Annotated in this window: 12 protein-coding genes; 3 read left to right on the top strand and 9 right to left on the bottom strand. The window is 58.9% G+C overall.

From position 1 onward, the window contains the following. Window positions 1-17 precede the first annotated feature (17 nt). Window positions 18-488, bottom strand: a complete 471-nt coding sequence (locus AC1RQB_RS13680; RefSeq protein ID WP_007906319.1) for a DUF1289 domain-containing protein — start codon at window positions 486-488, stop codon at window positions 18-20. Window positions 489-895: 407 nt separating this feature from the next. Between AC1RQB_RS13680 and acnB the strand changes: the two genes are divergently transcribed. Further along, window positions 896-3,496: a bifunctional aconitate hydratase 2/2-methylisocitrate dehydratase gene (gene acnB / locus AC1RQB_RS13675; protein WP_063343460.1), complete on the top strand. Its 2,601-nt coding sequence runs from the start codon at window positions 896-898 to the stop codon at window positions 3,494-3,496. A 52-nt stretch (window positions 3,497-3,548) separates the two neighbouring features. On the opposite strand, the gene AC1RQB_RS13670 is transcribed toward acnB, so the two are convergent. Further along, window positions 3,549-5,225 carry a SulP family inorganic anion transporter gene (locus AC1RQB_RS13670; protein WP_063343459.1) on the bottom strand — a complete coding sequence of 559 codons (1,677 nt, stop codon included), beginning with the start codon at window positions 5,223-5,225 and terminating at the stop codon, window positions 3,549-3,551. Window positions 5,226-5,431: 206 nt separating this feature from the next. Next, a complete protein-coding gene (locus AC1RQB_RS13665; RefSeq protein WP_063343458.1) occupies window positions 5,432-6,712 on the bottom strand; it encodes a serine/threonine transporter in 1,281 nt (426 codons plus the stop codon). A gap of 275 nt (window positions 6,713-6,987) precedes the next feature. On the opposite strand from AC1RQB_RS13665, the gene AC1RQB_RS13660 reads away from it, so the two are divergent. Both AC1RQB_RS13660 and AC1RQB_RS13655 read left to right on the top strand, forming a co-directional pair. Next, complete coding sequence (locus tag AC1RQB_RS13660) at window positions 6,988-7,566, top strand: NAD(P)H-dependent oxidoreductase (RefSeq protein WP_178076720.1); 579 nt, start codon at window positions 6,988-6,990, stop codon at window positions 7,564-7,566. Between the two features lie 184 nt (window positions 7,567-7,750). Continuing rightward, a complete protein-coding gene (locus AC1RQB_RS13655; protein WP_063343456.1) occupies window positions 7,751-8,134 on the top strand; it encodes a MerR family transcriptional regulator in 384 nt (127 codons plus the stop codon). 129 nt (window positions 8,135-8,263) lie between these two features. Here AC1RQB_RS13655 and AC1RQB_RS13650 read toward each other — a convergent pair whose 3' ends face one another. The 6 genes from AC1RQB_RS13650 to AC1RQB_RS13625 form a co-directional block, all read right to left on the bottom strand. After that, complete coding sequence (locus tag AC1RQB_RS13650) at window positions 8,264-10,873, bottom strand: efflux RND transporter permease subunit (protein ID WP_063343955.1); 2,610 nt, start codon at window positions 10,871-10,873, stop codon at window positions 8,264-8,266. Window positions 10,874-10,905: 32 nt separating this feature from the next. Further along, a complete protein-coding gene (locus AC1RQB_RS13645; protein ID WP_063343455.1) occupies window positions 10,906-11,742 on the bottom strand; it encodes an outer membrane lipoprotein-sorting protein in 837 nt (278 codons plus the stop codon). An 82-nt stretch (window positions 11,743-11,824) separates the two neighbouring features. Continuing rightward, window positions 11,825-13,108 carry a DUF1302 family protein gene (locus AC1RQB_RS13640; RefSeq protein WP_063343454.1) on the bottom strand — a complete coding sequence of 428 codons (1,284 nt, stop codon included), beginning with the start codon at window positions 13,106-13,108 and terminating at the stop codon, window positions 11,825-11,827. A gap of 2 nt (window positions 13,109-13,110) precedes the next feature. Continuing rightward, window positions 13,111-13,875, bottom strand: a complete 765-nt coding sequence (locus AC1RQB_RS13635) for an SDR family NAD(P)-dependent oxidoreductase (protein WP_063343453.1) — start codon at window positions 13,873-13,875, stop codon at window positions 13,111-13,113. Beyond that, entirely contained in the window at window positions 13,872-14,609 is a 738-nt protein-coding gene (locus AC1RQB_RS13630; protein ID WP_207267327.1) for a 3-oxoacyl-ACP reductase family protein, read from the bottom strand. Before AC1RQB_RS13630 ends, AC1RQB_RS13635 begins: the two co-directional genes overlap by 4 nt. 9 nt (window positions 14,610-14,618) lie before the next feature. Continuing rightward, on the bottom strand, window positions 14,619-17,489 hold the full coding sequence (locus tag AC1RQB_RS13625; protein WP_063343452.1) for an aminotransferase class III-fold pyridoxal phosphate-dependent enzyme: 2,871 nt from the start codon (window positions 17,487-17,489) through the stop codon (window positions 14,619-14,621). Window positions 17,490-17,535: the final 46 nt, after the last annotated feature.

The following is a 17,535-nucleotide window of genomic DNA, read 5'->3' as shown; positions in this document are numbered from 1 at the left end:
GCTTGCCCGCGATGCTTTTAGGCGCCGAAGGCGTCTTTGAGGAAACCAGGCGCAATGTAGCGCTGGTAATGCGCCTCAGACAGCAGAAAAAATTCCCGATCAATGGCATCGCGCAATTCCGGTAGGTTCCAGTCGCGGAACTCCGGCAGCAGCACCATCCCGTAGGCTTCCAGATTGTTGATGACCCGCGCCCCCCGGGCGATCAGCTGATAAGCCCAGCAATATTCCGACTGATGGGGCACAAAGCGGATCTTGCGCTGCTCCAGCTGCAGACGCAGCAACGCGGGATCGAAAATCTCTACCTTGCTGGCCATCACCTGCGACAACAACTGCTCAAGACGCAGCCATACCGCGCGTTTTTCTTCCTCGTTGTAACCGTTCCAGTGAATCACTTCATGGTGGAAACGCTTGCAGCCACGGCACACCAGATCACCGTAAACAGTGGAGCAGAGGCCGACGCAGGGGGTCTTGATGGTCTGATTGGGCATAGGTAGGCAAAACACGGGAAAGCAGAACAGGTCGGCATGTTAGCCCTTTGTCTAACATTCATCACCCCTCAAAATTTTGGGGCTAACTTACCTTTAATTTTTTTTTGCCGTAGAATCAGCCAGCCTTTTAAGGCGCCAATGTCCGTTAGAAGCTGTTTTCAAAGCGTCACGAGCACAGTCGTTCCTTCAGAGCGGTGTTGGCGAAGGGTTTTTCAGCGGTGAAAAACCTGACGCCAACCCTCATCAGCTCCCCGTTCTGCAGGCGTAAAACTTTGAAAGCAGCTTCTGTAAGGAATTGCCGGTAATTCTGGCTAAGCGGCCCACAACGCCACGCAGCGCATGAGTACGGCAATTTCGGGATGAGCGTCCCGGACACCCATTTGGGACCACTGATGAGGGTAATAACTGTGCTTGAAGCCTACCGCAAACATATCGAAGAGCGTGCAGCACTGGGTATCGTTCCCCAGCCGCTTAACGCCGAACAAACTGCAGGCCTGGTCGAGCTGCTGAAGAATCCCCCGGCTGGCGAAGAAGCCTTCCTCGTTGACCTGATCACCAATCGCGTTCCGCCAGGCGTGGACGAAGCTGCCTATGTAAAGGCCGGTTTCCTCTCTGCCCTCGCCAAAGGCGAAGCCAAATCCCCTCTGATCGACAAGAAACGCGCTGTTGAACTGCTCGGCACCATGCAGGGCGGCTACAACATCGTGACGCTGGTCAATCTGCTGGACGACGCCGAACTGGCACCAGTGGCTGCCGAAGAACTCAAGCACACCCTGCTGATGTTCGATGCGTTCCACGATGTTGCTGAACGCGCCAAGAACGGCAACGTTCACGCCAAAGGCGTTCTGCAGTCCTGGGCCGACGGCGAGTGGTTCAAGAACCGCCCTGTGCTGGCCGACAAGATCAGCCTGCGCGTGTTCAAGGTGACTGGCGAAACCAACACCGACGACCTGTCCCCTGCTCCTGATGCCTGGTCCCGCCCTGACATCCCGCTGCACGCCCTGGCCATGCTGAAAATGGCTCGCGACGGCATCGTGCCGGACGTGCAAGGCTCCATCGGTCCGATGAAGCAGATCGAAGAAATGCGCAACAGCGGCTTCCCGATCGCCTACGTCGGTGACGTGGTCGGTACCGGTTCGTCGCGTAAATCGGCCACCAACTCGGTGCTGTGGTTCTTCGGCGATGACGTTCCTTACGTGCCGAACAAGCGTGCTGGCGGCTTCTGCTTCGGCAGCAAGATCGCTCCGATCTTCTACAACACCATGGAAGATGCCGGCGCACTGCCAATCGAATTTGATGTGACCAACATCAACATGGGCGACGTGATCGACCTGTACCCGCACGCTGGCAAAGTCTGCAAGCACGGTACCGACGAAGTCATCACCACCTTCGAAATGAAGACCCCTGTACTGTTGGACGAAGTCCGTGCCGGCGGTCGTATTCCGCTGATCATCGGCCGTGGCCTGACCGAGAAGGCTCGCGCCGAACTGGGTCTGCCAGCATTCGACCTGTTCAAGAAACCGGATGCCCCGATCGAAAGCACCAAGGGTTTCACCCTGGCGCAGAAAATGGTCGGCAAGGCGTGCGGCGTAGCCGGTGTGCGTCCAGGCACCTACTGCGAACCGAAGATGACCACCGTGGGTTCCCAGGACACCACCGGTCCAATGACCCGTGACGAACTGAAAGACCTGGCGTGCCTGGGCTTCTCCGCTGATCTGGTGATGCAGTCGTTCTGCCACACCGCGGCTTATCCAAAGCCGATCGACGTGACCACCCACCACACCCTGCCTGACTTCATCATGACCCGCGGCGGCGTTTCCCTGCGTCCGGGCGACGGCATCATCCACAGCTGGCTGAACCGCATGCTGCTGCCGGACACCGTCGGTACCGGTGGTGACTCGCACACCCGTTTCCCGATGGGCATTTCGTTCCCGGCCGGTTCCGGTCTGGTCGCATTCGCCGCTGCCACTGGCGTGATGCCGCTGGACATGCCGGAATCGATCCTGGTGCGCTTCAAAGGCGAAATGCAACCGGGCGTCACCCTGCGTGACCTGGTTCACGCCATTCCTTACTTCGCTATTCAGGCTGGCCTGCTGACCGTCGAGAAGAAAGGCAAGAAGAACGCCTTCTCCGGCCGCATCCTGGAAATCGAAGGCCTGGACAACCTGAGCATCGAACAGGCTTTCGAGCTGTCCGACGCCTCGGCTGAACGTTCGGCTGCCGGTTGCACCATCAAGCTGTCGAAAGAATCGATCACCGAATACCTGCAATCGAACATCACCCTGCTGCGTTGGATGATCGGTGAAGGCTACGGTGATGTGCGTACCCTGGAACGTCGTGCTCAAGCGATGGAAGCCTGGATCGCCAACCCTGAGTTGATGGTTGCCGATGCTGACGCCGAATACGCTGAAGTCATCGAAATCGACCTGGCCGACATCAAGGAGCCTGTGCTCTGCGCGCCAAACGATCCGGACGACGCCCGTCTGCTGTCCAGCGTTGCTGGCGAGAAGATCGACGAAGTGTTCATCGGTTCGTGCATGACCAACATCGGTCACTTCCGCGCTGCCGGTAAACTGCTGGATCAGGTCAAGGGTCAGCTGCCAACCCGTCTGTGGCTGTCGCCGCCGACCAAAATGGACGCTCACCAGCTGACCGAAGAAGGCTACTACGGCATCTACGGCAAGGCCGGCGCACGCATGGAAATGCCAGGCTGCTCGCTGTGCATGGGTAACCAGGCACGTGTCGAGCCGAACTCCACCGTGGTGTCGACATCGACCCGTAACTTCCCGAACCGTCTGGGTGACGGCGCGAACGTCTACCTGGCTTCGGCCGAGCTGGCGTCCGTTGCGTCCATCCTGGGTCGCCTGCCGACCGTCGAGGAGTACATGGAATACGCTGGCAAGATCGACAGCATGGCGGCCGACGTTTACCGCTACCTGTCCTTCGACCAGATCGCCGAGTTCCGTGAAGCTGCTGCGAACGCCAACATCCCGGTCGTTCAAGCCTAACGTTACAACGCCATAAAAAACGCCGCCCATCGTGAGATGAGCGGCGTTTTTTTTATGCCTGTGACACCTGCCTGGCCAACGTGAGCGCTTGGTGTACGGCAACGTCGACACTCAGGTCGCTGAGAATGACCTTTTCGCGCTCCTGGGCGGGCAATATCGAGAGTACCGCCTGGGCCTGGTCCTTGAGCCGCGCCAGGATCAACAACATGTTCAACGCCCGCACCTGCAAAAAGAACGCTTCCAGCGCTTCGATGCTGGTGCCGTCCAGATCGGGCGACTCTTCGAGACTGAGAATAATCGTATGCACCCGTGGCTCTGAGTGCCGGGCCAGGTGCAGCGCACCACCCAGAATGCGTTCCACATTAGCGAAAAACAGTGCCTCGCTGGGTCTGAGGATCAATATGCCGGGGGTTTGCAGGGCGTGAGGATGACGTTGCAGATCGACGTAATCATGACCGCTGCCCATTTGCCCCAGCACTTGAATATCCGCCGAAGACATCTGTTTCAGCATCAGCATCACGCTGATCACCACCGCCACCAGCAAGCCGTCCAGCACCCCCAACACCAGCACCGCCGCCACCGCGCAGATCACCAGCAAGCGGTCGCGGCGCCAGATGAAATAGCGCCCCAATGGCTGCAGGCTCAAACCGCGCGCCAAGGCATGAATGACGATGGCGGCCAGCACCGGCTCGGGAGTCAGGGCGATGTAGGGCAGTACCGTCAATACGATGAGCAAGACCACCCCCGCCGCCACCGCACCGGCCAGACGCGAACCGGCCCCCGCTGCCTCATTGGCCGACGTCGCGGAGTAACCGGCACCCGCCGGCATGCCATGGAATAGCCCGGACAGCAGATTGGCCGCACCGAGGGCCAGCAGATCACGGTTCGAGGAGACGCGAGCACCGTGCTTGATCGCAAACGAGGTGATCGATCCATAAGACTCGGCATACAGAATCATCACCATGGCAAACGCCAACTCCCCCAGACGTAGCCAGTCGGTAAACGGCAATACTGGCAGCCGAGGCATTTCAAGGCTCAGGTCGATCACACCGATCAGTTTCACCCCGTAGGCCGGTAAGTTCAGCCACTGGCCGGCCGCAATGCCGAGCGCCACGACCAGTAAACCTCCGGGCAAACGCCGGACCCGCGCGCACAGCCACAGCACCACCAATGACACAGCCGCCACCAGCGCGCCGACGCGATTCCACTGTGGCAACTGCTCCAGCAACTGCGGCATGAGGTGGATCAGATTGCCGCTGTTCAAGTGCACGTCGACGGCGCTCGCCACCTGCTTGAGAATGATGGTCATCGCCAGGCCCAAGGCAAAGCCGCGCAACACCGGTTTGGCAATGAACGAAGTCACGCTGCCGAGCCTGAGCAGACTGGCCAGCAAAAAGAACCCACCGGTCACCAGCACCAGACCGATCGCCAGGCTCATACGCAGGGCGGAATCACCGTTGGCCAGCGTGGCGGTGGAGGCAGCCAGAACGGCGGCGGAGGAAGAGGTCGCGGAAACGATGGCAAAACGGCTGGTGCCTAACAGCCCGTAGCACAGCAGACCGGCAAACAACGCAATGACCCCGGCCTGTGGCGGTAACGCAGCAATGCTGGAATAGGCGACCGCCTCGGGCAACAACAAACCGGCAATCGACAAGCCGGCCAATACGTCCAGCCAACGATTGGGTATATCGGCACGGGGTTGCGCCGTTGCGCCAGTGACACCTGCCATAAAGCGTCTCCAGAGAAAGCGCTCCACGATGATGCGCTAATGCAACCCGCAGCTTAGCCGTTAATACCCTGGAATGGTGTGCTCTGGATCAGGTTGCCCTGAACCCCGTAGGTGCGAGGCTTGCCCCGCGAAGAACGAAAACGCGGTATGCCTGATGGACCGAGGCGACTGATTCGCGGGCAAGCCTCGCTCCTACGGGGTATGTGTCAGGCCGTCAGGGAGTAGATCAACGCCGAAATCGCCACCAGGCCCACCGCCGTCACGAAGACGTTGGAGGCCTGACCACGAAAACGCGCCATCGCCGGAACCTTGCGGACTGCGTACATCGGCATCAAGAACAGGATCGCCGCGATGATCGGGCCACCGAGGGTTTCGATCATGCCGAGAATGCTCGGGTTCAGGGTCGCAACGATCCAGCAGACCACCAGCATGAACGCCGCGGTCATGCGGTCCAGCGTCTTCGGTGCAGGGCGTTTGCCGCTCTTGATGATCAGGCCCTTCAAGCCTTCGCTGGCGCCGATGTAGTGGCCCAGGAAAGACTTGGAAATAGCCACAAAGGCAATCAACGGCGCCGCGAAGGCGATGGTCGGGTTGCTGAAGTGGTTGGCCAGGTACGACAGGATCGACAGGTTCTGCGCCTTGGCTTCCGCCAGTTGCGCCGGCGACAGGGTCAGCACGCAGCTGAAGACGAAGAACAGCACCATCACCACCATCAAGAGGTGGGCGCGGGACAGGATCTGCGAGCTGCGCTCTTCGGCATGCGCGCCGTAGCGACGCTTCTGGTCCACCGCGAACGCCGAGATGATCGGCGAATGGTTGAACGAGAACACCATCACCGGAATCGCCAGCCACAGCGTGTGCAGCAGCGCCGACGACTCAGGCAGCGTGGATGCGGTGCTGAGGATGCCGCCATTCCAGTGCGGAACCAGGAACACCGCCAAAAACAGCAGCGCGACGATGAACGGATACACCATCAGGCTCATGGCCTTGACGATCACCTGTTCGCCGCAACGCACCACCGCCAACAGGCCGAGAATCAATACGAACGACAGCACGGCGCGCGGTGGCGGCATGATGTGCAGTTGATGTTCGAGGAAACTGCCCACGGTGTTGGTCAGGGCCACGCTATAGATCAGCAGGATCGGGAAGATCGCGAAGAAGTACAGCAACGTGATCAACGCGCCGGCCTTGATGCCGAAATGTTCTTCCACCACTTCGGTGATGTCGGCGCCTTCGCGGCCGGACAATACAAAGCGGGTCAGGCCACGGTGGGCGTAAAACGTCATAGGGAATGCCAGCACCGCCAGGATCAGCAGCGGCCAGAAGCCGCCCAGCCCCGCGTTGATCGGCAAAAACAGGGTACCGGCCCCGATTGCCGTGCCAAACAGGCCCAGCATCCAGGTGGTGTCATGGCGATTCCAGCTTTCTAGGCTCGCTGGTGTTGCCGCTACATAGCGTTCGTCGACGCTATTGGCCTGATCATTCATCCGGTCGGATCTCCGCTTTCCGGTCACTTGCCACCCGGTCAGGACGAGTCGGAAAAACCCGACAGGCAGCGCCCTGGCCGAAACAGGGGCGCGATTGTCCGGGATTAATCAACAGAAGCAAAGACTTAGCTGAGGAATGGTTATGCGGATCAGATGCAGCGAAACACGCGTTCTCCTGTAGGAGCGAGGCTTGCCGTAGTTTTTCAGATCAGCCCCCATTGACTCTCCCGTTAAGGGCAGACTCTACCCTGAAGGTTCCATTTTCAGGAGCAAGTCTGATGAGCAAACGAGTACTGGTGATTCTGGGTCACCCCTCAACCGATAGTTTCTGTGGAGCGCTGACCGATACATATGTCGAGGCTGCAAAAAGTGCCGGACACGACGTGCGCCTGTTACGACTCGATGCTCTGAGCTTCGACCCGGTGCTACACGATGGTTACAACCTGATCCAGATGCTGGAGCCCGATCTGCTCAAAGCCCAGGCCGATATCACCTGGGCTGAACATCTGACGTTTGTCTATCCGATCTGGTGGGGCGGTATTCCGGCCTTGATGAAAGGCTTTTTCGACCGGGTTTTCCTGCCCGGTTTTGCCTTCAAATACCGCAAAGGCAAAGCCTTTCCAGACAAACTCCTGAAAGGACGAACCGCTCACCTGCTGGTGACCATGGATACTCCTCCGTGGTACTACAAGTGGGTCTACCGCATGCCCGGACTGCACCAGATGCGCAAGACCACGCTGGAGTTCTGTGGCATCAAGCCATTGAAGACCCTGACGTTTGGCCCGATCCTCGGCTCGAAGCCGACGCAAAGGGACGCCTGGCTCAGGCAAGCCCAGGCGATCGCCAGCAACTGAAGCTCTCGCACTGTGCAGCATCGCCTTGCAGCGGGCGATGCCGGCTTCGACCCATCCTGCGCCCTACACACCCCGCCATTTGACCCGTCCGGGTTCCAGTCTCGGCATGCTTGTGTAAAGATGCCGCGCCCGCGGCCAGACGCGTGAATGCTCGGGCTCTTTCTGCACATAAAAAGGACTTTTCATGTATATCGGCAAAGCCGCCCAGCTGTCGGGCACTACGGTCAAGAGTATCCGGCACTATGAAGAAATCGGCTTGTTACCGCCGCCACAGCGCGAAGGCAAATATCGAATCTATAGCCAGCAGAGCGTTGAGCTGCTGACGTTCATCAAGTGCGCCCAGCAACTGGGTTTCAAGCTCAAGGAAATGCAAGCGATCCTGCAGGACCACAGGGGCCAGGAGCTGCCATGGGACCTGGCGAACAAAGCTATAGCGGACAAAAAACAGGAATTGATGACCCAGATTGAAGCGTTGCAGCAGGTGCATGCGGGGTTGGTCGAATTCGAAGTCAACCTCAAGGACGCTCAGAATCAATGCCAGTTCGAACACATCACTAAAATCGCCTGAACACCATCAACCCATTGCACAGATCCGAGACGGCTATTAGCCCGCTTTGTGCTGCCAAGGCACGCCGGCAATGAGTGGTTCCTGAAAACCGAATGCCGGCGTAACCCGTTGCAACAGCAGTCCTTGCGCTTAACTCAAAGCGCCGTCACGCAATAGGTACTCGCGTTCACCCTCCGGCGGCTCAGGAACGATTGCCGCGAAGAACCACGGCGATATCAATGTCACCAGCAAGATGGTCATCACCCCGCTGGAGAATAGCGCCAGCGCCACCAGCGTTCCCAGGTCAATGACCGGCTTGTAGGCGGAAAACAGTAACGCGAGGAACCCCACCGAAAAAATCACCACATTGACCACGGTCGACCGCCCGACGCTGTGCATGGCCGTGAGAATAGCCTCATCGACATGCACGCCTTGCTGAACCAGCAACTTGATCCGCGACAGCAGGTGTACGGCGTAATCGACCACCCCCACCACCAGGAACGTCACCAGCGTCGTGCCGATATTCAGCTCGATGTCCAGCAGATACATACAGCCATAGACCGTCACCGAGGTGGTCAGCAGCGTGAGCATGCCAAGAATGCCCAGGCGTACCGACTTCAACCAGTACATCATCATCAGCGTGACCACCAGCAGCGCCAGAGAGAAGCTCAGCACCTGGCCCTGGGTGATTTCCTGCAACACTCCGGTCCAGATGTAAGGCGTCCCGGCATGAGTCACCTGCAGGTTGGCCGGCTTGTTCACCAGCAACCAGGCATCCAGGCGATCGAGCATGTCCTGGTAATCGCTGGCGACCGAAGAGGTCATGGTGTAAAGCGTCAGCGCCTTGGAATAGTCGGCATTGAGCACGTTCTGCAAGTCAGAGCCGCCGCCGTTCTCGAACATCATGATGTGTTGCTCGATCAGCGAGTTGCCGTCCACCTCAAACGTTTCTGTCTGCCCCTCATCGTTGACCGACTTCACATGCTCCAGCACTTGCGGCACGCGCAGATAGTCAGGATTCATGTCATTGAGCACCAGGTTCATACGCTTGACGTAAGTCGCCACCGAATAGGTGTAACTGACGTTCGGCTGGGACTTGATGAACTGGTCGAGCCGGTCGAGGAACTGCACCACCTCGGTGGTCAGGACACCTCGCGGGGTCTTGCTATCGAAGGCGATCCAGCCGGGAGACGTGCCGGCGACATGAGCCCGGTTGATGAACTCATCCGAGACCCGGACCGGGCTGTCCTTCTTGAAGTAGGCAATCCCTGAGTCCTCGATATTGACCAGGAAGGTGAAAACCGTCATCAGCGCCAACAACGGCAAGGTGACAATCAGGACTGGCTTGCGCCAGCGGATCAAGCGCGCACAGAACGCTACCAGGTATCGCGAGATGATCGACTCTTTGTGGACGGTTTTGCGCCGCGGCTGATCCTTGCCCCAGATGGAAATCCACGCCGGGATCAACAACAGGGAAATGATCAAGGCCGCCGTCAGCCCGATGGACATGAAGAGGCCGAAATTGCGAATGCTGACGATATTGTTGGTGGTGGAAATCATGAACGTAGCGATGGTGGTCACTGTGGTCAGCACCACCGGAGTAACCATCATCCGCATGGTCTCGCGGTTGGCCTCGCGATAAGACTTGCCGGCGTTGAGCTGCTCGTAATACTCGGCCATCACATGGATCGCATCGGCGCAGCAAATGGTGAACAAAAAGACCGGCAACACGCTGGTCAGCAGGTCCATCGGTACCCGAAACAGCGCCATCAGGCCCAAGGTCCAAATGGTGCAGAAGAGGATATTGAACAGCGGCAGAAGCACACCCAAAGGCTTGCGGAAAAAGAACACCAGCAGCGAAGTCACCAGCAGGAACACGATCGGGAACAACAAAGCCAGGTCATGATCGATGATCTCCTGCTGTGCCGCGATAAAGATCGGCATCCCGGCGATGAATACCTCATCGGTGAATTGCGGATGTTTGGCCTGGTAGTCCGCGACGATCTGACGAACCTGGTGATAGGCGCGTAGTTGAGCCTGGGCGTCGTCCTGTTTGGTCCCGAGTTCGGCGACCACCATGGCGACTTTCTTGTCGGCAGAGACGACCCCACCGACCATCTGTTCGTTGCCCATGATCTGCGCTTCGACGACCTTGGGGTCCATGTCCAGGCCATGCAGGGTCTTGTGAATCCACAGTTCGCCATCGGGGCTCAGGCTGATGTTTTCCAAGTCGGCCATGGAGGCCATTTCCTTGATCGGGTTGATCCGCTCGACGAGAAAACCGAGGAACTGCTGGTCACGCGGATCCCAGCCCTGGCTACGGGCGTGATCGCGCAAAACCTGGGCCTGGGCGTAATCGTTCTGGGAAAAACCTTCGCTGAGGATATCCGCGGCCAACAGCTGGGCGCGACTGTCCGCCCCATGCTTGCCAACAATGCGCTGCAGTTCGACTTCATCCTGCGCGTTGGCCAGCATTAGGCGCCGCAGGGCTTGCGAGAGCTCGAACTGGGCATTGAGCGATTCACTGTTGAAGACACTCTGCCGATTGTTCAGCGCCACCATGACCGAGTCGTAGGTACCGGTGAATTCGTGCTGAAGGTCGAGAATGGTTTTGCGCGCCGGATGGGATTCCTTGAGTAAATAAGGATTGGTATCCGACATCAGCGAGCCGAGTGTGTAGGTGAAGTAGGCGGTGATCGCCACTAGCACAAACACAATCGCCCGCGCATAGCGCTCAACGAAGTTCAGGTATCGTTCCATGATCATGCGTTCCAGAAAGGTCGGGGCAGCTCTTAGCGAGCGGACACGGAAAACTCAGGCAGGTCGCCGGACTTCAGGCCGCGTTTGATGGCGGTCTGGATAAACAGCCGGTCGTCCAGCTCGACGTTGTACTGCAACTGGTTGAAACGCAGCTGGGAGCGAGTGCCCGCGATGAAGTCTTCGGTTTCGCTCAGGGTGATGCTGTCGATCTGATCGACAGTCTCGACTTTCAGTGTGCGCATCTGTTTGAACATCACGCCTTTGACATCGAAGAAATCCTGACGCATGACCAGCAGATTCTTTTTGTCGATCCAGACCTTGAGCATGTTGTAGCCGGTCTTGGCCAGGACTTGCGCAGACGCTGGCGCGCGCTCGATGACATAACAATCCCGGCCGGCAATGTTCTCCTCCGCGACCAGAGTCTGGCGGTAATCGTTGGCCCGGATCTTGTCCAGGTCAGCATAGGAATAATCACTGCCCATGAAGGCGCCGCGCTTGTCGGTGGTGGAGATGCGCCGGGTCTGCCGGCTGACCGGCAAGTACATCCATTGACTGTCTTCGGCGCCCAATGCTTCGTGGGGGTTTTCAATGTGGAAGGCGACATCGCGCACGTCGTTGGGCGCCGAGAAATACATGGTGAACTTGTCGCTGTCCGGATAATCCTTCTGCAGGTAGCTGAACTCGCGCACCCGGCTGTTGCCCTGCTTATCGAGCAGGACCAACGACACCTGCGACATGAAGCTCTTGCCGTCGTTGCGGTCTCTGGCCTGGCGGATGATTTCATCAGCGCTCTGGCCCTGGGCGGCAAACACCGAAGCACTCGTCAGCATCAACACACCAACCGTCAGGCTCTTGAATAGCGGCAACATAGAAATTTCCTTTTCATCATGTGAGTGAGTGGCTCGCCGGCGCACTGTGCACGCAGGCGCTGTAGGTTCAGAACCTGTATGTTTAAAACAAATAACCTGCCGAAAGCCGAACCTGATCGCGCTGGTCGTATTCGCCAAAGGGTCGGTCCTCCTTGCCAAAAAACACATCCACCTCCAGCCCAAGCTTGAGCCAGTCGGCCGGTTTGTAGGTGAAGATGCCCTGCAGCAACGCGTCGTCTTTGGCCGGCGGTGACATGACCAGCGCCAGCCGGCTCTTGAGTCGGTCCCGCAGGTGGGTGCCTTCGGCGGACAGGGTGAATAGATCGTCACGTTTGTCCTGCAACATCCCGACTTGCCAGTCGAGCAGTTGCTGTTCCTGCCATTGCACGGAGATCAGCCAGTTGCGCAGCAGATAGTCGACGCCAAGCAGCGACTTGATCATCGGACTCTCATCACTGCCGTACTGACGGTAGGGGTTGGTCACTCGCCAGTCGTCGAAATAGGCCACCTCGCTACGCACGACAATACTGTGCCCGGCATCGATCGCCAGGCCGGCACCGCCCATGCTGTAACGCGGGAACTGTCGTTCCAGGCGAATTCGCTGATCGTCGGCCACACCCTCGACCGCATACACCGGATCTTGCTGACGGGCATTGAGTGCGACGAAGCTGGCGTCCACCGCGCCGATCTGGCCGTTGGCGCTCACACCATAGGAGAAACCATGTGGAGCGATGTAGTCGGGCGTGGAGTCGACGATGAACGTCGCCGGGTCCGGCCGGGCGAACAGCGGAGCGTCGAACTCGCTGCCTTGGGCCGGTGCCTGGTTTTTCACAAAGTCGGTAACCCACAGAGCTTCCAGTTCCCACTCGCCCACCGGCTGGGTCAGGCGCACCATAGGCACCGCAATGCGGCTGTCTTCAAGCAGGGCAGTCAGGCCCTCGCGGAAGTCGAGCGGGTTGATCTGATCGAGCACTCGTAGTTCATCCGCGCGGCCCCAGACCACCTGCTGCCAACCCACTGTCAGCTCACCGTCACCGACGTATTGTCCCCAGTACAAATGCCGCCAGTCGGCGCTGAAGCGGTAGTCTTCCCGGGCTTCCTGGCTGTAGGGGTTATTGCCGTCATAGCGGGCGTCATAACGCACCCGGCCTTTGGCCTTGTAATAGCCGCTGTCCCAGTTGTCCTCCAGATTGGCCTTGAAGTAGACGGCCTTCTGGGTGATCTGGTCGTCACCGTGCAAACGCAGCGCGGTGGCCACGCCGACTTCAGCATCGGCATGGGCCGGCGTGATGTCGGCCCTGGCCAACTCCGGGCCCAGGCAGACCAGCACGGCAGCCAGCCCCTGCCTGAATCGCTCTCTGGCCATGACTACATTCCCAACCCGACGCCGCCATCGATCATCAGGCTCTGCGCCGTGACGCCTCCTGCTTCGGGGCTCGCCAGGTAACGCACCATCGCCGCCACTTCATCACCCTGGATGAAACGTCGCAGCGGCAATTTTTTCTTCGCGTTGCGCAAGATCTGCTCTTGGCTGATCCCCGCAATACGGGCTTGAGCCGCCAGCTCGCCCTGCAACATCGGTGTGTCGATCCAGGCCGGCAGGATTGCATTGACGGTGATCTGGCGGGGCGCCAGATCCATCGCCAACGCCTTGGTCAGGCCGATGATGCCGTGCTTGGAAGCGCAGTAAGCGGTGTTACGCACCTTGCCGGCGCGCCCCAGAATCGACGACATATTGATGATCCGCCCGCGGTCCGCCATCAGCGGCAGGCACAGTGAGGTGACATAGAACGTGCCGTTCAGGTTGACCGAAATCACCTTGTGCCAGTTGTCCAGATCCTCGGGCTCGTTCTCGTCGCAGACACCGGCACTGTTCACCAGTACATCGACATAACCGAGACGCGTGGCCAGCGTCTTGAACAGCACTTGTAAACTGGCAAGGTCGGCAATGTCGGCCCTATAGGTTTCGATGCTCGCGGCAAACACCTGCCCCGCCACCCAGTCCTGTAACTGCGGCAGATCCAGATCGAGCAGAATCAGACGGTTTCCAGCATCGGTGGCAAAGTTTTCCGCCACCGCCCTACCGATACCTTTAGCCGCCCCCGTGATCAAAAGCGTTCGTGGCGAGCTCATGGCATTTTCAACCCGCCGTTGACGGACAACACTTCGCCCGTCAAGTAATGCCCACGCTCGGCGATGTACAGCACCGCCTCGGCAATTTCCTGGGGCTCGGCCAAGCGTTTGATCAACAGTCGCGACTGGACTTCCTGCTCGTGAGCCCCCAGCAACGCCGCCGTCATGTCGGTATTGACGATGCCTGGGGCAACTGCGTTGACGCGGATGTTACGCGGCGCCAGCTCAACGGCCAGGGCGCGGGTCAGCCCCTCGACCCCGCCCTTGGCGGCGGCATAGTTGCTTTGGCCCTTGCCGGGCTTTTGTGCGGCCACAGAGCTCAGGTTAATGATACAGCCGCTACGTTGGCGCATCATGCCGGGCACGACCCGCTGACAGCAGAGCAAGGTGCCGATCAGGTTGGTCTGGATCACTTCGGTGATGTCATTGATCGACAGCGTTGCCAGCAAACCATCGCGCGTTATCCCGGCGTTATTGACCAGCAAATCAATGCGCTCGAACTGCTGTTCGACGCGCTCGAAAAAGCCCTTGATGCTGTTGCCGTCCTTGACGTCGCATTGCGACGCCAGGCACTCGCGCCCCATGGCCTCGACCTCGGCACGCAGCGCCATCGCAGCCTCTTCGTCACGCACATAACTGAAAGCAATCTGATAACCGGCGCCGGCCAGTGCCAGGACAATGGCTTTGCCGATGCCGCGACTGCCCCCGGTCACTACCGCTATTTTGTGGCTCATGGCCGTTCCTTAGAGTGAGTTGTTGGTCTTGAACTGAGCGAGGCCGAAGCCATGGATCGCCGCCAATGCGCGGATCTGCTGCACTTGCTCACGGCTGATATCGCCGTAGGAGTAATGCTGCTTCATCCCCGACAACCCCATCAGGACCGACTCAGCCATGCAGGCATACAACTGCCCCTGTTTCAGATACGCCCGGACATTCGGCGCGAGCCCATCGCCGAGCGGTGTCTGGACAATGCCGCCATGCATGTAAAGAACATCCGCACGCTGACTGCAAAGCGCCTGATCAACGTTCAACGGCACCGCGATATCGCAGATCACACTGTTCTCGGCAAAATGCCCGGCATCCAGGAACGGCTGCGCAGCGTTTGCCGCACATAGCACGATGCGGGCTCGCTTGAGTGCTTCCAGATCATTGGTGACGGTGATGAACGCATTCACTCCGACATGCTCCTGCACCAGCCGCGAGACACGTAGACCCAGGTCCGGGCTGCTGCCATGGTCCTTGAGCAATGTCTCGATGCCGTCGAGCTTGAGCAGACGCATCGCCAATCGGTCCTGTTCGGCGTTGCCCTCGAGGATCGACCGGGCGGCGTCGGCATAGATCAACTGTGCGGTTTTCTCCAGACGACGCACCGAGCCGTCGCGACCGCTGCCGATCAGGATCAGGTGATCGACCGTGGCCGACAGCATGGACGCGTAGGTTGAAGCCACGTTGCCGGAAGCCCCGACCACGGCCGCGGTTTGCTCATGCAACTCAAGTCGTTGTTGCTTGCAGCCTTGCTCGATGGCCTCCAGCCCCATGCCGATGGTCAAGGCGTTGCCGGATGTCAGGGCCATATCCGGGATCTTCAGCGCCTGACAGTTGTTGGTCACGATGGAGGTGTACATCCCCAGTCCGGCGACGCTGTAACCATCGGCGCGCGCATCGAGAATGCGGTTGCCGACCTCTTCGCGAATGACGTCCAGATCACCGCTGACGATGTAGTCCGCCATGGCGTTGGAGTCCATGCACAATGGATACAGGGTGAACTCCACCGCAGTACCGAGCCGCGAACGAATGAGCACCGGCCCGATCGGCGCAGCCCGTCGTTCTGGTGCAGTGCGCTTCATGAAAGCGCTTTTCTGTTCGGTGCTCAGCTGTCCTAACGACGGGTCGACATCGCCAAGAATGTCGGCATCGATCAGGTGGTTGATGAAAGCGACACGAGCGACGACCCGTGAGCCTTGGTCGGCTTTGATTTCGTCGGCGCACACCTGGAAACTGTCGTCACGCACCGGCACAACAGGGATCGAATCGGCACAAATAGTCGCCGCCAGCGCAAAGGCATCGCCTCGGCGAAGCATGTCGAAGACTTTTTGCAGCGCGCTGATCAACCCGTCGATTTCAGCGAAGGTGATGCAGGCCGGCGGCTCCAGGCGGATCACGTTGGAGTTGCTGCCCGATGGCGCCACGCGTAACGCTTCGAACTGCAGCAGGTAGCCGGCGATGAGATAACCCAATGCATCGTTGTACTGGGCCGAGGCCTGTACCAGTGAGCTGTTACCGCTTTGGTCGTGCAGTTCGAAGCCGAGCAACAATCCTCGGCCGCGGACATCGGCGATCACATCGGGATAGGCAGCCTTCAGTTCGAGCAACGACGTCTTGAGGTATTCGCCCTTGTTGTGCACGTCCTTGAGCATGGCATTGTCGTCGGCGAACAGACGATTCAGCGCCGACAGCGCGATATGACAAGACGCATCGTCTTCGGCGAACGTCGAGCTGTGGATATAGCTGAAGTCGTTTTCATAGTGACTGCTGCGGATCACGGTCGCTGCAATCTTCATCAAGCCACCGCCCAGTGCCTTGGACAGGCAATAGTAATCGCCTTGTAGATTGAAATGGCTGCTGGCCAGGAAGGTGCCGGTACGTCCGAAACCCGACTGCACTTCGTCGACGATCAACGGACATTGCTGTTCGTTACACAGACGTCGCAACGCGAGGTAGAAATCCGCGGCGAACTCGATGATTCCGCCTTCCCCCTGAATAGGCTCAAGCAACACCGCGGTGATTGCACTGAACGCCTGCCGACCGACCAGTAACTGCTCACCGCTCCACTGCAGGGTCAGCCAGTGACGGGTATGGCGAGCCGGCAGTTCCTGGAGTTGATGCGGCTGTTGCGGATCGATGAACTCGACGTTCAGACCGAAACGGGCGAACGGTTGGCGATATTGCTTGCCGTAAGTCAACTGCACGGTGTTGACCAGCTTGCCATGGAAGCTGCCGCGCAGCGCGACGAACACAGGCTCCACATGCAGCTGCGCCAGGTTGTGCTGACGCACCGCCTCGACCACCTGACGTACCGTTACACTCTTGAGGTGGGCCGGTAGCAGGCCTTTGGGCAGATCAAGGTCATCGACATCCAGTTCCCGGTAAGCCCTGTCACTGGCTGTCAGTTTGGCTAGGGCAAAATCCAGGTCATCGAACTGCTTTTGCAGGGTTTTCTGACGACGATACTCAGCATGCTTGACGGCGATTTCCACCGCTTCGGCACCGCTGTTGGAGAAGGTCGAAATGTACCGTTCAGTGTTCTTCAACTCGCGATTGAAGGCTTCGCTGAGCGCACGACCCAACTCTCCCGCCGTACCGCGTATCGACATTTGCGCATTGAAAGGCACGTCGTTGCGCAGCAGGGTGCAGAGCTGGTCGACGAACTGCGGATCGTTGTGTCCGAACAAGGCTGCGCCGTAGCCACCGAGAAAGTCGGTAACGGTGACTTGTGCGCCGTTGCGGTCGCGATAGAACAATTTACTACCCAGAGCCCGCTGGAACTCGCACTCCAGGCCCAGCGCCTGCAGCAGTTCAACGAACTTGGGGCGAACGAAATTACGGTAATCCATGACAGTCATATCCCTTGAAAGAAGAAAGCGGTTCACAAAAAAAGCG

Source organism: Pseudomonas sp. GW822-FHT02E03, assembly GCF_058802325.1.
This window is presented reverse-complemented; position numbering and strand designations above follow the sequence as displayed.

What these genes read in the sequence shown, in the direction of transcription:
- AC1RQB_RS13680 (WP_007906319.1), bottom strand. Translation starts at nt 488, where the DNA reads ATGCCCAATCAGACCATCAAGACCCCCTGCGTCGGCCTCTGCTCCACT.
- AC1RQB_RS13655 (WP_063343456.1), top strand. Translation starts at nt 7,751, where the DNA reads ATGTATATCGGCAAAGCCGCCCAGCTGTCGGGCACTACGGTCAAGAGT.
- AC1RQB_RS13645 (WP_063343455.1), bottom strand. Translation starts at nt 11,742, where the DNA reads ATGTTGCCGCTATTCAAGAGCCTGACGGTTGGTGTGTTGATGCTGACG.
- AC1RQB_RS13635 (WP_063343453.1), bottom strand. Translation starts at nt 13,875, where the DNA reads ATGAGCTCGCCACGAACGCTTTTGATCACGGGGGCGGCTAAAGGTATC.
- AC1RQB_RS13665 (WP_063343458.1), bottom strand. Translation starts at nt 6,712, where the DNA reads ATGAATGATCAGGCCAATAGCGTCGACGAACGCTATGTAGCGGCAACA.
- AC1RQB_RS13625 (WP_063343452.1), bottom strand. Translation starts at nt 17,489, where the DNA reads ATGGATTACCGTAATTTCGTTCGCCCCAAGTTCGTTGAACTGCTGCAG.
- AC1RQB_RS13670 (WP_063343459.1), bottom strand. Translation starts at nt 5,225, where the DNA reads ATGGCAGGTGTCACTGGCGCAACGGCGCAACCCCGTGCCGATATACCC.
- AC1RQB_RS13630 (WP_207267327.1), bottom strand. Translation starts at nt 14,609, where the DNA reads ATGAGCCACAAAATAGCGGTAGTGACCGGGGGCAGTCGCGGCATCGGC.
- AC1RQB_RS13650 (WP_063343955.1), bottom strand. Translation starts at nt 10,873, where the DNA reads ATGGAACGATACCTGAACTTCGTTGAGCGCTATGCGCGGGCGATTGTG.
- AC1RQB_RS13640 (WP_063343454.1), bottom strand. Translation starts at nt 13,108, where the DNA reads ATGGCCAGAGAGCGATTCAGGCAGGGGCTGGCTGCCGTGCTGGTCTGC.